General features: G+C 67.7%; 12 protein-coding genes. 7 read left to right on the top strand and 5 right to left on the bottom strand.

Going from position 1 to position 13,810, the window contains the following annotated elements; genetic code table 11:
* The first annotated feature begins 87 nt into the window (after positions 1 to 87).
* From WMF17_RS34425 to WMF17_RS34410, 4 genes are all read left to right on the top strand, one after another.
* Positions 88 to 276 carry a hypothetical protein gene (locus WMF17_RS34425; RefSeq protein WP_437597525.1) on the top strand — a complete coding sequence of 63 codons (189 nt, stop codon included), beginning with the start codon at positions 88 to 90 and terminating at the stop codon, positions 274 to 276.
* Positions 273 to 704 carry a hypothetical protein gene (locus tag WMF17_RS34420; protein ID WP_437597524.1) on the top strand — a complete coding sequence of 144 codons (432 nt, stop codon included), beginning with the start codon at positions 273 to 275 and terminating at the stop codon, positions 702 to 704. The genes WMF17_RS34425 and WMF17_RS34420 overlap by 4 nt, the downstream gene beginning before the upstream one ends.
* 448 nt (positions 705 to 1,152) lie before the next feature.
* A protein-coding gene (locus WMF17_RS34415) for an IS3 family transposase (RefSeq protein ID WP_437595299.1) occupies positions 1,153 to 2,321 on the top strand; the annotation gives its coding sequence in 2 pieces (ribosomal slippage) (positions 1,153 to 1,405 and positions 1,405 to 2,321; 1,170 coding nt in all).
* Between the two features lie 166 nt (positions 2,322 to 2,487).
* A complete protein-coding gene (locus WMF17_RS34410; protein WP_437597522.1) occupies positions 2,488 to 3,684 on the top strand; it encodes an IS110 family transposase in 1,197 nt (398 codons plus the stop codon).
* 412 nt (positions 3,685 to 4,096) lie between these two features.
* Here the strand turns inward: WMF17_RS34410 and WMF17_RS34405 are convergent, their stop codons facing one another.
* The 3 genes from WMF17_RS34405 to WMF17_RS34395 form a co-directional block, all read right to left on the bottom strand.
* Positions 4,097 to 4,660: a sigma-70 family RNA polymerase sigma factor gene (locus tag WMF17_RS34405; RefSeq protein ID WP_437597520.1), complete on the bottom strand. Its 564-nt coding sequence runs from the start codon at positions 4,658 to 4,660 to the stop codon at positions 4,097 to 4,099.
* 199 nt (positions 4,661 to 4,859) lie between these two features.
* Entirely contained in the window at positions 4,860 to 5,723 is an 864-nt protein-coding gene (locus tag WMF17_RS34400) for a helix-turn-helix transcriptional regulator (RefSeq protein WP_437597517.1), read from the bottom strand.
* A gap of 120 nt (positions 5,724 to 5,843) precedes the next feature.
* Positions 5,844 to 6,974 (bottom strand): RNA polymerase sigma factor, encoded by a 1,131-nt coding sequence (locus WMF17_RS34395; RefSeq protein ID WP_437597516.1) that lies wholly within the window; start codon positions 6,972 to 6,974, stop codon positions 5,844 to 5,846.
* Positions 6,975 to 7,200: 226 nt separating this feature from the next.
* Between WMF17_RS34395 and WMF17_RS34390 the strand changes: the two genes are divergently transcribed.
* Genes WMF17_RS34390 through WMF17_RS34380 form a run of 3 tightly spaced genes read left to right on the top strand, consistent with a single transcriptional unit; the run spans position 7,201 to position 11,559 of the window.
* The gene (locus tag WMF17_RS34390) at positions 7,201 to 8,322 is read left to right on the top strand and encodes a hypothetical protein (protein WP_437645229.1); all 1,122 of its coding nucleotides are present in this window, start codon (positions 7,201 to 7,203) and stop codon (positions 8,320 to 8,322) included.
* A 2-nt stretch (positions 8,323 to 8,324) separates the two neighbouring features.
* The gene (locus WMF17_RS34385; RefSeq protein ID WP_437604332.1) at positions 8,325 to 9,983 is read left to right on the top strand and encodes a hypothetical protein; all 1,659 of its coding nucleotides are present in this window, start codon (positions 8,325 to 8,327) and stop codon (positions 9,981 to 9,983) included.
* Positions 9,984 to 10,023: 40 nt separating this feature from the next.
* Positions 10,024 to 11,559, top strand: a complete 1,536-nt coding sequence (locus tag WMF17_RS34380; RefSeq protein ID WP_437597515.1) for a hypothetical protein — start codon at positions 10,024 to 10,026, stop codon at positions 11,557 to 11,559.
* Positions 11,560 to 11,736: 177 nt separating this feature from the next.
* On the opposite strand, the gene WMF17_RS34375 is transcribed toward WMF17_RS34380, so the two are convergent.
* Positions 11,737 to 12,459 carry a hypothetical protein gene (locus tag WMF17_RS34375; RefSeq protein ID WP_437597514.1) on the bottom strand — a complete coding sequence of 241 codons (723 nt, stop codon included), beginning with the start codon at positions 12,457 to 12,459 and terminating at the stop codon, positions 11,737 to 11,739.
* Positions 12,456 to 13,211: a hypothetical protein gene (locus tag WMF17_RS34370; RefSeq protein WP_437597513.1), complete on the bottom strand. Its 756-nt coding sequence runs from the start codon at positions 13,209 to 13,211 to the stop codon at positions 12,456 to 12,458. The genes WMF17_RS34375 and WMF17_RS34370 overlap by 4 nt, the downstream gene beginning before the upstream one ends.
* Positions 13,212 to 13,810 lie beyond the last annotated feature (599 nt).

Here is a 13,810-nt window from a genome sequence, read left to right as displayed (position 1 = left end):
TCGACGGCTACAAGCGGGTGCGGCTGCTTCCTCGCCTGGGGCAGGACACGGGCAACGGCGTGGGCTCTGGGCGAGGCGGATGCGCTGTTGCTCGAGCGGATGCTGCGCGCGGGCGACGCGGACAACGCGCTCGATCTGGGCTGGTTGCTGCGCGAGGTGCGGGAGCGATTCGGCCGGACGCCGAGCTGGGTAAGCCGGCGGCGGTGCAAGAACAACCTCGTCCGCGTGCACGAGGAGCTCGTCGCCGCCGGCGCGAAGCTCTCGATACACGGGTGACCGCGCCCGAGCACGGACCGCCGCGCAGTAAGAAGGTCTTCACGCGCGACACGCCGTCGCCCGAGGAGCGCGAGCTTTCGTACGGCGGCGACGAGGTGATCGCGGAGGTCGCGCTGCTCAAGCGGCGCGTCCGTTCGCTGCGCACCCTGCGCAGGCTGGCGATCATGATGCGCGACTACCCGTGCGAGCTGCTGCTGCTCGACACGGTGCGGATCGCGGCGCACTACGGGCTCTACGTCATGGATCGGCTCGAGAGCCTGGTGCTGGGTCGCGCCGCCGGCGACTTCTTCCCGCTGCCGCCCGAGGCCGAACGAGCTCGGCTGGGTGGCGCTCGAGCCGAGCCCAACGCCTATTCTTCACCCAGAAGTGCGAGGATCTTGTCGCGCAGCTCTCGCTTGACCCGCTGCCGGTTCAGGTCGTCCTCGTAACCGGCTGCGACAGGTGACACCTTGATGACCCCTTTGATCATTCATGAGAGCGTCGATGATTCGCTCGGCCTCATGGTCGTCCAAGTCGCGCGGGAAGTGCACAACCAGGCCTTAGATGGGATGAGGCAGCCCAAGCGGCGCCTGGACCCACGATGCCGACCGCACCGACCCGAGCTTCTGCTCGACGCGTTCGCGCGGCGGGGCCTGCGAAGGCAGCCCGCAGCACCGTGGCGGTCGGCCCATCGGCAGCTGCAGAGCGTGCTGGAGTGCTCGGAGGCGTCAAGGGTTCGCGAGCGGAGCTCGCCGGCTCCGCCGCCCTTGACTCTTCCTGCGCGCTCCAGCCGGACAAAGCTGCGGGCGATGGGCGGACGGAGGCCTCCGGCGGGGGCTCCAGGCTCTGGTCCTCCCCCGCTTCCGTGGACACCCCCGGAGGCACCAGGAGGCAGGGATGGGACGGAGAAAGAGGAGGGCGTTCACGCCCGAGTTCAAGGCGGAGGCGGTACGGCTGGCGAAGGCGGGCGACCGGAGCATTGGCCAGGTAGCGAAGGACCTCGACCTGACCGAGACGGCGCTGCGCGACTGGATCAAGCGCACGGACACCGACGCGGGCCACGGCCCGCCGGGGGCGTTGACGACGCTGGAGCGTGAGGAACTGCAGCGGCTGCGCCGCGATGTGAAGCGGCTAGAGATGGAGCGCGACATCTTAAAAAAAGCGGCGGCCTTCTTCGCGAAGGAGAGCGAGTGAGGTTTGAATTCATCGACGCGGAGAAGGCGCACTACCCGGTGCTGGTGCTGTGCGCGGTGCTGCAGGTCACGCGCAGCGGCTATTACGCATGGGCCAGTCGCTCGGTGTCCGCGCGAGCCAAGGCCGATGCCCAGCTCAGCGCGCAGATCAGGGCTGTGCACAACAAGAGCCGGGGCAGATATGGCAGCCCGCGCATCCACGCCGAGCTGCGTGCTCGCGGCATCCGTGTCGGGAAAAAGCGGGTCGCACGGCTGATGCGCGCGGAGCGGCTCGCGGCGCGCAGCAAGCGGCGCTTCCGCCGCACCACCAACTCGCGGCACAAGGGCCCGATCGCGCCGAACGTGCTCGAACGGCAGTTCGACGCCCAAGCCCCCAACCAGGTCTGGGTGACCGACGTGACGTACATCCCCACCGACGAGGGCTGGCTGTACTTGGCCGTGATGTTGGACCTGTTCTCGCGCCGCGTGGTCGGCTGGGCCGCGAGCGCGACCAACGATCGCGCCCTGGCGCTCGCCGCGCTGACGCCCGCCTTGAGAGCGCGCCGCCCGGCGCCTGGGCTGGTGCACCACTCGGACCGCGGTAGCCCCTACGCCAGCGACGATTACCGCGGGGTGCTCGGGGCGCATGGGCTCATCCCGAGCATGAGCCGCGCCGGCGACTGCTGGGACAACGCCGTGGCCGAGAGCTTCTTCGCGACGCTGAAGGCGGAGCTGGTCGAGCACGAGCGCTACCCGACGCGAGCGGCCGCCATCGCGTCGATCGGCGACTACATCGAGAACTTCTACAACCTGAAACGACGGCATTCACGGCTCGCCTACATGAGCCCGATCGAGTTCGAATTGAAGACCTACGTGACCGCGTTCGCGGCATAATGAAACTGTCCGCGGAAGCGGGGGAGGATCACTCCGGAGAGGAGCGCGCAAGAAAGAGCCGCTCGGAGCAGCAAGCAGTATGGCTGACCTCTCGCCTGCAGGGTGGCCTGCGGGCACCCCCACGCGTCCGAAGACGCAGAAGACGGGGGCCCAGGAGAGGTCAGCCATGCGAAGTGTAGCGCTGGATCTGGGGGTCAACGAGATCTCGTTCTGCGAGGTGGCGGGCGGGGCCGTGGTGCTACGACGCACGGTCCGCTCGCTCGATTCGCTTCAGGATGTCCTCGGTCCGTCGTCCTCGCCGGCCCGGGTGGCGATCGAGGCGTGCCGCGAGGCCTGGGCGGTGCACGACAAGCTGCGCGACTGGGGTCACGATGTGCTGGTCGTCGACACCACGCGAGCACGTCAGCTCGGCATTGGTCAGCACGGCCGCAAGAATGACCGCCTCGATGCCGAGGCGTTAGCGCGCGCCGTCGAGCGCGGGGGCATTCCGCTCGCTCACGTGCTTTCGCCTCGCCGGCGGGCCATCCGCCACCAGCTGGCCGTCCGACGCGCGCTGGTCGAGACGCGGGCCCAATATGTCACCACCGTGCGCGCCATCGTGCGCGCGTGCGGACACAAGCTCGCGACGTGCACCACCGAGGGCTTCCTTAAGGTGCTGAGCGCGGCGGCCTTGCCGGCCGAGACCCGCCGGCTCGTTGGCCCCCTGGTGACGGCGCTGGAGATGCTCACCCCTCAGATCGCGCTGGCCGATGCCGCGCTCGAGCAGCTGTGCACCCACGAGCCGGAGATCGCGCGGCTGACCACGACACCCGGCGTGGGGCTGGTTGTCGCCGCCGCGTTCGTCTCGGTGGTGGACGAAGCCAAGCGTTTTCACCACGCCCACCAGCTCGCCTCCTACCTGGGCCTGGTCCCCTTAGAGGACACCTCCGGGGGGCGCGACAAGCGGCGATTGGGCTCGATCACCAAGCAAGGCAACGCCTATCTGCGCACGCTGCTGACGCAGGCTGCGCACACGTTCCTGCGGCACAAGAGCGGCGACGACCCGCTGGGCCGATGGGCCAATGCCATCACCGAACGCCGGGGTCGCCACGTCGCGGTCGTGGCGCTGGCGCGCCGGCTGTCGGGGGTGCTGTGGGCCATGTGGCGCGACGGCACGGTCTACGATGCGCAGAGCGCAGCGGCCGCTTCGGCCAAGGGCCTGCGGCTGCAAGCACAGGCGGTCGAGCAGCAGGCGCAGGGCATGAAGAATGCCGCGATCAAGGCGCGCCGTCGGCAGCGCTCGATCGACAAGGGACTTGGCGCCGCTGCGGTAACGGCTCCGTCGAGGCCGGTCTCGACCTCAAGGAGGGCCTCGGTGCACTGACTTCCCCCACACGGGGGACGTGCGCCACGAGCGCGTCACACTGGGAGCGTGAAAGAGGGCCACGTGGATGAGCGCGCGAGCACCAAGGGTGATCGGCCTTTGGGTCGAACACGCCGTGCGTTAGATTGCGCCTCCACGATCCCGTTTCGGACCCCCAGCGTGCATCCAGGCCACCACGGCGACCGCCGGCCTGTGAATGCGGATCGTTGATCGAGCCACAGCTCGCTCCTGTGGACGCGACGAGGCGCTCAAGCACAAGCGAAACGACGCCCGAGCAGGGCGAAGGGAGACGTCCATGCCGAAACGACCTGCACTGACGACGCCGAACGCTACCGCTGCCGAGCCGAAGCCGGCCAGCCGCGCAAAGAGAGCGCTAAAGTCCTTGACCTCAGGGCTGCCTCATCGTTGATGCTCATTGCGACCCCACTCTCCGGGCGAAGTCCTCCATGGTTACCCGAAGCCCGATGATGTCGCGCAGCGCAGCCATGGCCTTGGTGCGTCGCTTGTAGAGCGTAGAGAGAGGTAGCCCCGCGTCTTCTGCCACCTGGGCCATCGGGATCCCATACAAATCATGTGCCACGAGAACGAAGCGCAGCTGCGGATCGAGCTCGTTCACCGCGTCAATGGCGCCCGATCTGATGCTGTCGGATTCCATCGCAGCAGCGGCATCCGGTGCTGGATCGGCTACATCGCTTAAATCGACGAGCTCCTCCCTGCGGTGCTGCATACGCTTGTGATAGTGCGAGGCAACGTGTACGGCGATCGCGTTCAACCAGCGTTCCGGCCTGCCACGCTTCGGATCGAACCTGGGCCAGCTCTCCCAGGCGTTGAGCCAGACTTGACCTGCGACATCCGCACGATGGCATAGTGGGACCCCCAGTCTCCGCAGCCAGCGCAGCACGGCACGTACCACCGCCGGGCAAAATAGGCGCGCGCACGCGGCGGCGCGTTCGTCGTCATTCGACAGACGACCCATGGCTTCACCCTCCCCCGCGGGCAATCGCCCATCATCTGATGATGCCGCGTCTCCGCACACATGCGGCACCGGCTCGCGGTCTTCCCCGGAGGTGTCCGCGGCCAAAGGAAGACGTCAGCCGTAGCTGCTCAGTTCCCGGAGCGGTGCCATGGTCGCCAGCAGGCTCCTGATGGCGTGTAGCTGTGAGGCGCGGCGGCGCTCATCCATGGCCCCCTACTCCCGGCAGCGTCGTGTTCAGCGGAGATCGCTCTGCTTCCTCCCAGTCGGCCCCGTTGGGGGAGCTCGCCCCCGCTTCGCCGCGTTGTACCGGGAAGCTCGTCAGCGTGGCAGCGCGCCGGACGAGCTCTGTCCCCGTGGCGGCGCGGACAGGGAGCGGCGACCTAAGGCGCGGCTGTGGAGGCGGCGGGAGCTTCGCGCGCGGGCTCCTGGCCGCAAGCTCGGGAGACGGCACCACAGGCGGAGGAACGTCGAGCGCGCGGGCAGGTATCGTGGGCGGAGTCGGCGGCGCCGAGCTCTCGCGCTTGGTCACGGGCTCGCCGACCTGGATCACCACGGTCTCCTCGGCGTCCGTCCGGTGGTCGTCGTGCAGCCGCCAGAGGCGCTCCCAGTACCGAGCAGGAGTGCCGGTGAAGGCCTCCAACTGCCGAGCAAGACCGGGCGTCATAGGAAGCTCGCTCCTCAGCAGCCGCTCCACCTCCCGCGGGTCCAACCCAGTGCTCTCGGCCAGCTTCCTCCTCCACGAAGGCATCGTCGCGCAGAACGACTCGAGGACCCTTCCTGGCCAGGGGACCGGGCGCGCGTGGACCTCTGTCAGCTCTGCGAGCGCCGCGTCGACGTGACAGTCCAAAAGGCGCCGGTATCGGTCCCGCTCGTCCGCTGCCTGCTCCTTCGCATCGGTGAGGGCTGCCTCCTCGTCATCATGCGCGTGCTCGCGCGCCTCGCGAATCCCGCGCTCTCGTCCCAGCGCTTCGCGCGCGGTGACCGCGAAGCCGATCGCGACGCACGCGATCATCGCGAGCCCGAGCGGCGACACGAGCCACATCGCACCCAGCATGTCTTCCATGACCTTTCGCCTCCTGGACGTGAGCGTTCTTGTCCGAAACAAGGCGGATCTCGGCCTTGCGCTGCGTGAAAGCAGCACCGCTATCCCCGCCTGCCTAGCTATTGATGGGTAGCCGACGATTCAGCGAAGCTGCCTGAACAGCGCTTCGCGCTCGGCGGCGAGCCGCCCTCGCGGGAACTGCCGCGCGTGGGCCTCGAGCAGCCGGCGAGCCTCGACGTCGGCCATGACGTCGTTGGCCTCGATGGCCCTCCGCGCCTGGTCGACCAGGCTCCTCTCGACCTCGCCGGCGGTCGGTCGAACGACGCTCGCCGGAGGCGCGGCCCGGTGACTTGTCGTCTTCGCGTTCGAGGGAGCGGGCGTGCCGATCGCCATCGCTTCGCCGTGCGCGCTTCCGTGTTCCGTGCGCGACGAGATCTCGTGGACGATCGCCGCGGGGGGCGCCGCTGCGTCGGGCGCCCCGTCTCCGCCGGCGGGACCCGCGGCGCTGTGGGCGCCACCTCGCGCGGGGGGCGCCACGGCGTCCTGCGTCGCGGGTGCGGTGGCAGGGGCATAGACCGCCGCCGCCCTGATCCGCGATTCCGGGTCGGGCAAGGGCGGCACCGCGGAGACGAGCGCGCCCGTCAGCACGACGAGCGCGGCCTGAACGAGGATCCTCATCCCAAGACGGCGCAGCGAGGCCACCCGCCACGCGCGACGGCGGAACCCCCAGGCGAGCGGCACGCAGGCGCTGTCGTCCCATCCGTGAGAGCGCTGCCGCGCCCGCCACCGTCCGCCCTGCGCCTCGAGTTCCTCGAGCGCCCGCCGGTGTCGCGTCTTCACCGTGTCGAGCGGGACCCCCTGCTCGGCGGCGATCTGGGCGAGCGGGATGTCCTCGAGGTCGTGCTTGATCAAGAGATCCCGGTGGTTGGGATCGAGTTGGGCGAGCAACTGCCGGGTGAGCTCTTCCCGCTGCCGTCTCCGGAGCAACTCTTCCGGCGTGGGGCACTCATCTCGGATCTCGCACGCATCGAACGACGTCAGCACCTCGCCGCGGCAGCGCGTGTCACGGACGTGATTGCGCGCCTGGTTGACGGCGATCGTGACGCGGTACGGCGCCGGGTCGCCGCCCGGCTCGATCCGCTTGTCGGCGTCCAACCCCCGCAGCAGCGCTTCCTGGGCGACATCCTCAGCGTTTCGCGCCGGGACACCGTGGCGCCTGGCCAGGCGCCGGAAGAGCTCGAAGCCGAGGGAGACGGTGGCTGGCTTGTCCACGGTCAGCAGCACACCTGAGGCGGCCAAAACGGTTCAGAAAAATGAGTCGAGGAACAAGTTCGGTCGGACAAAGTAGCCGCATGTGGCGACTTGGACTACATTTGACCAGGTCCGGCGGACGGACGAGCGCATTCCGTCATCCGGCCGCCAATTGTCGCAAAAACCGCCGACGTGTGGCGGTTTCTGCCGGTTGACGCCGAGCAGTCGGCGTCAGTACCGTCGCTACATGCGTTACATTGCGCATTCGCTCTCGATTCTTCTCACGCTCGGGGCCGTAACAGGCTTCACGAACTCGTCCAGCGCGGGCGATATCCATCCCAAGGCGGGACCGAGCGACGGGGCGACGCTGAAGGAGCATGTTCGCCGGGGTCGGACAGCACGCAAGGCCAGGCTGTGGACCGAGGCATACGCTGCCTACAAGGCGGCTTTCGAGGCCGCGGAAGCGGCGAGCAGCACCGAGGTGGAGCGCGCGGAGCTCGCCGGCGAGCTCGGCCTTTGCGAGCTTGCGCTGCACAAGTACCGCGACGCGGCCGAGCACCTGGCCAGGAGCCTCGAACAGCGCGAAGCATTGCCAGAAGCGCTCCAGCAGCGATTCGAGGCAGGGCAGCGCAACGCAGCGCCGCACGTCGCGCGGCTCGTGCTCGCGGTCGATCCGCCCGACGCCGAGGTGCTCATCGGGGGCAAGCGCATCGGCCGGACCGCGCGGACCTACACGCTGTTCTTGGAGCCGGGCCAGCACATGGTGCGGGGCCGTGCACCGGGCTGTAAGGACGCGCTTCATTCCTTGCGCGCCGTGGCAGGCGCGGAGCACGAGTTCACGATGCCGTTGCTGTGTGCGGCGGCGAGCAGCACCAAGGAGGCGAGCAGCGCCAAGGAGGCCGCGTCGACGACGCCGACCCCCGTGCGCGCTTTGCCGGCTCCGCGCGCTCAGGCCCCCAGCCCGTGGGCTTCCTGGCCGGGGACGCTGCGTGTCGTGGGAATCACGCTCGCGACGGGCACCGTATCGACAGGCGCCATCCTCATGCTCAGCGCCAGCAAGCTCGACCAGGATATGAGCGCTCGGCGTGACCAGCTCAAGAGCGACCCAAGATCGAGCTCGTCCATGTGCTGGCAAGCGCCAGAGCGCTCGCCGTGCGGCGAGCTGCGGCGCCTGCGCGACGCGCGCAACCTGTCCGACCGGGTGGGTACGGCCCTCGTCATCACGGGCGGTGTGATCGGCGCGGCCACCGCCGCGTCCTTCTTCACCGACTTCTCCTTCTTGGAACGCACGCCAGCTCAGGATCGGGTCAATGTATCGCCCGTCGTGACCGGGCACGAGACGGGCGTGAGGATCGAGGGGGTGTGGTGACCATGCCGGGTACCGAGGGGATGCGGCAACGGGAAAACCGAAGAGCGTTGGCCGCCGCCGTTGCTGTCGTGGTCTGTGCGTGGGGAGCGAGCAGCACGCTGCTAGCTTGCACTTCGTACCGCGACGATTGTTGGGAAGTAATGGAGTGCGCCCCTGCGCCTGAGCCGACTCTCTGTGACGGCGACCCGGCGACGACAATGGCGCTGGACGAGTGCGGCGTATTCGTCAGCCCGTTGTTGGGTGACGACAGGAGCCCTGGCACGAAGGACGCACCGGTGAAGACCCTGCAACACGCGATCGGGATCGCCGCGAGCGGACGAGGCAACGGCGAGGCTGCGACCCGGCGCGTGTATGCGTGCGGCGGGTTGTTCGAGGAGGAGGTCACGCTGCCTTCTGGGGTCGACCTCTGGGGCAGCCGCCTCTGTGACGGCGGCAGCGATTGGTCGTATGAATGGTCGGCCATCGGACCGAAGGCGTCGACCGTCATCGCACCGCCTGCGAGGATCCCGGTGCGGGTCCTCGGGGGCGAAGATGCAGGCATCGCGGGGGGCGACGCGACGTCGTTGATCGTCGGTGTGCGCGCCGTGGCGGCCGACGCTTCCGCGATCGATGGAAAGTCGTCGATCGCGATGATCTTGAGCTCGGGGGCCCGGGCGATCGTGCGGGACAGCCAGATCATCGCGCGCAACGGCAAGGACGGGGAGCCGGGAGAGGACGCGCGCAGCGAACCGACCAGCGACGGCGTGCAGGGGAACGACGGCGCGGACGCCTGCACCGCGGACTTCGCGAAAGGCGCTCTCCCCGTCGTGACGATGTGCGACGACGGCATCGAGTCGACGGGCGGATCTGGGGGCTACGGCGACCTCGAATCGGGGGGCGATGGCGCTACGGGACAGCCCGCACCTGCGGAGACTTCGGAAAATGACGGCCACGCGGGGCTCGGCTCGGATCTCACGAGATGCAGCGACGGCAACGATGGCGCACACGGCGCCCACGCCGATCGCGCGGGTGGCGCCTTGGGTCCAGGATTCCTCAGCGACGATGGATGGATCGGTGTCCGTGGTGAGGACGGGAAGAAGGGCGGCGTCGGCCAGGGGGGCGGCGGCGGTGGCGGCAGCAAATCGCGCGGCGAGATGACGGCGTGCCCGGCGGGCCGACCTCAAGCCGGGGCGGCCGGCGGCTCGGGAGGAAGCGGGGGCTGCGGCGGCCAGGGAGGCAAGGGCGGCGGCTATGGCGGGGCGAGCATCGGCATCATTGCGTTGCAGGGGAGCGCGCTGACGCTCGAGCGGACGGAGGTGTTTGCGGGCAACGGCGGCCGGGGTGGGGTCGGCGGAACGGGCCAACCAGGCGGCCTGGGGCTTATGGGCGGTGACGGTGGGCTCGGCTATAACAACATGTGGAGGGGGTGCAGCGGCGGCCGTGGAGGCAACGGCGGCCGCGGAGGCGATGCCGGAGGTGGCCTCGGCGGCCCTTCGTATGGCGTCGCGTCCATCGCTGCCTCCGTGAGTTTCGGGCCGGACGCCCCCGCGAAGGCCGGAAGCGGTGGGGAGGGTGGCCTCGCCGGCAATGCAGCGCCTGATGACCACGTCGGGATGGGCCTGCAGGGCGACTCCGTGCCTTACCGTCAATTCGACGTCCCCGATCCCCCACCGCCCCAGTGAATGTCCCCCCCCATGCACGACGCGACATCGAGGAAGAACGATGCGAACCACAAGAGCGATCTATCTGTCCCCCGCGCTGCTCCTCGTCGCGGCCGGCTGCGGCACCGCACCGGGTCCCAACGAGCCGGGCGGAACGGGCTGCGACGGCACCTCCTCGTGTCAGGGGGACGCGCCGACAGAGTCGTTCTGTCTCGAGCGCCTCGCCGCGGACGTGTGGGAGGATGGCTGCGGGGTGTTCGTGGCCGGCGTTTGGGGCGACGGCGACGACACGAACCCGGGTACGAAGGAGCGGCCCGTGCGCACGTTGCAGCGCGCCGTGGAGCTCGCACGTACCGGACGCGGGCGCGTGTTCGCGTGCGCGGACGGCTTCTTCGGGCCCCTCACGCTGCCTTCCGGCGTGGATCTCATCGGAGGCTTCAGCTGCATCGACTGGGATCGCATGCCCGACACGCGCTCGCTGCTTCAGATTTCAGCTATCGACGGCATCGCCTTGTTCGTCGTACCGGCGAGCGCCGGAGATACGGGAGCCGCGGACGGTGTATCGACGATCGTCGACATGCGGTTCAAGTCGGGCGGCCCGACCGGAATGCTCGTGCAATCCGACACGGTCGTGGAGCTCATCCGCAGCGAGGTTGGCACGTCGTACGGCTGGGCAGGTCATGATGGGGGGCGCGGGCCACATCGTGCAGCGGACGGACCGGATGGCGTGTACGGCGACGATGCGTGCTCGGCGGATACCGTTCCCGGCGGCCCGGCGGTGGTGAATCCGTGCGACGGTGGAATCCCGAGCGTTGGCGGCAAGGGAGGCGACGGGCTCCCCGACGGCGCGGAGGACGGGAACGACGGGGAGCCGATGCCAGACCCAAACTCCAGGCAGGGTGGCTGGGGAGGAGGCGGAGACGTGCCAGGCGCCCATTGCAGCAATGGATCCCCCGGGCTCTCCGGCATGATCGGCGCCGTCGGCGCCGCGGGTCAAGGCATCGGACGCATCACCGAGACAGGCTGGGTGGGTGAGTGGGCAAGCGACGGCGGCAGGGGGATGCCGGGTCAAGGCGGCGGCGGGGGCGGCGGCCGTCGAGGCGAGCTCGCGGTGTGCGGCGTGGCCACCAAGGGAGGCGCCGGCGGCGGCTCCGGCGGCGCTGGCGGCTGCGGTGGCAGGGGTGGCCGAGGGGGCGAAAACGGGCACCCGACCATCGGCATCGTCGCGCTTCATGCCAAGGTGACGCTGCGCGATAGCGTCATCACGACCATCGACGCGGGTCCAGGCGGCGACGGCGGGGAGCCCGAGGAAGGTGGCAAAGGCGGGCGAGGCGAGCTCGGCGGCGCCGTGGGGGACGGCACGTGGTCCTGCGACGGTGGCGACGGCGGCCGAGGGGGCGACGGCGGCTACGGCGGCCCCGGGCGCGGCGGCGACTCGATCGGCATCGCCTACCTCGACGAGGACCAGCTCACGCTGGAGGGCGTCACCTACGAGCTCGGTCCGCCGGGCAAGGGCGGCATCAGCTGGGACTGGTCGGGTGAGACGATCACGGGGGAGGACGGCATTCAGGTCGAGACGCTGCGCTTTCCTGAATAACTGGATTGAAGCTTACCGCAGCGAGCTATCCGGCTTGATAGAACCGGGCGCGAAGGTCGAAGGACACGTCGGCGAGCTCGGCCCGCTGTGGACGGTTCGAGCCCGGTCCGCTGCGCATCATGCTCTGCCAGATCGCTTGGGGTGTCGGTGAGTGTCGAGGTTGAGAGCATCAACGGCTTACCATGCGTCTGAAAAAAGGCAATCGTATAGCCTGGCCTCTCCCAAATGTCGTAGATTGGTCGCCACGTCCGGCACGACCACGTTGCCGACCTCCGGCGGCATGCGCTCGTATCCCCATGTCGCTTCGATCTCTTGGGCGATCCCTGCAGCGTACGGCTGCTCATCGGGCGATAGCTCAAAGGAGATGACCTGCCGCGTGGGTTTATCTTCCATCGAAGGTGGTTCGACAAGCTCGGGCCTGACCAGCTTGATCAGCTTGCCAACCCAGGCGGGCAGGATGTAGGCCGTATCATGGACGAAGATCGTGACGGCACGAGGTGGCGTCGCGCGGAGCGATTTCTTCCTCTCGATCCCCTCGAGATCATCAACGAGGCGCGAGCTGTAGACGATGTAATAAGGGACCAGGAAGCTCACCCTCAATTCGATTGCATGTCGGTGTTCTCCGGTGGCCTTCGGAAGATAGAGAGAGCCGGAATAACAGCCGTCGTGACTTCCCATCGCGAGATGAACTGAGAAATTGTCGACCTCGTTCTCGGGGAACTGCTCACGCAGGCGCCGCAACATGCCAAGCCACCGTTCGCAGTCGGCGCCGGCTCGGCGACGGGCGTCCACCAGCCGACGATTCTCTTCTGTTTGCACGCGACCAAGATCCTCGTACGGAACTCGCCGAGGGTAGTAGCGATATACGACGTCGAACAACTCCTCGACCCCGTGCTTCATGGCTGTGTGACTCTGGACCCATCCACGCGCTTGCGGAGGCTGATGTCCATCTCGTCCTTTAACATGGTACAGTAGATTCCTCGCGGAATAGTGGGGTTTGCCCTCATTATTTTACGCGAAGCTTTGGTCGCTACATCGGCACTGATGCGCGCGGCCTCGTCCGCTGGAATTTGCCCCTGAGCTTTGTTTCGCAGTGGCATCCCGAACGTCATCTGTGGACATTCCCAGAACTCCGGATATATCTCAACCCATCGCTTGACCTTCAGACTAACGGTGGCTTTTTGCCAGCCTCCCGATTCTCCTGTTCCATCGTCGTGGATCGTTGTGACGAAATTGAAGATGGTTGGCGAGAAGCCGTTCACTCCGGCCGGCGGACACTTCGAGCTGCAGATGTCGCTACAGAATACGTAAGTCTGGCCGTCTCCGGCGGTGTCACCGGGGCCTGAGCATGTGCCATTTGTCGGACTCTCCGAGCTGTCTCTCGGGCGCTCTTCTTCCTCTTCGTCTGAACTATCCGTCTTGTTGCACTGGATCTTTTGCTCGCCGGCGCCTTGCCGTTCTCCCGATGGCGCATCACCGAAGTCACCGGCTGCGCTGGAGCTGAAGACCGGAACGGGCTCCGAACCTGGCCCCGCACCTGCGCCCGAGGTCCATTCCTCGCGAGGGTAGCAGTCTCCCACCGTCCAGTTACATGCCGCCAACACCCAAACTGCGATAGCTACGATGAAAAGCAGGCTCGTTCTTGAGCTCATCTGGAACTCCATCGCATCACGGGGCCGGCAACAACAACGACGGATGCGTAGCCTGGTAGAACAAGACTTCTTCCGTCGATCCAATCCAGGTTGGCGCTCGCCGATATGCCCAGCGGCCCCGCAATGTACGCGCTGGCTTGCGCATGTCCGCCTACCGCCACCCCGGCAACCTGTCCACACAAGGTGCTTCCGCACGCTGGCATGAAGTAGAGCGCAACCGATGGGCCCACGCCAATGTCGCCATCCATCCAGCTGTATCCAAGGGCAACGGAGGTGTGATTGTAAGCGCCGGGTCCGCCTATCTGGATTGGAGGCACAACGCTGCACAGATCATGAACCTTCAACAGGAGGTTCTTTTTAAGGTGCCACGATATCGCAGCATGCGGGCCTACCGCGAAGCGCGGCGCAGTGCCAGCCTGGATCCAGCCGAGACTTACACCGGCGCTCAGCTCCGATGCCTCTACCTGCGTCGAAGCGACACCGAGCACGAGAGCGAACATCGCCGCCGATGCGACCCGTCCGCATTCCGTTCTCATCGGTTACTTCCCCCTTTGGTACCGCCCGGAGAACCTGGCGATGCAACCAATTCTTCTGATGGC

Origin of the sequence: Sorangium sp. So ce362 (assembly GCF_051519845.1) — a bacterium.
In the GTDB taxonomy this organism is placed as follows: domain Bacteria; phylum Myxococcota_A; class Polyangia; order Polyangiales; family Polyangiaceae; genus Sorangium.
Note: the sequence above shows the minus strand (reverse complement) of the source record. Positions and strands in the feature narration are given on the sequence as shown.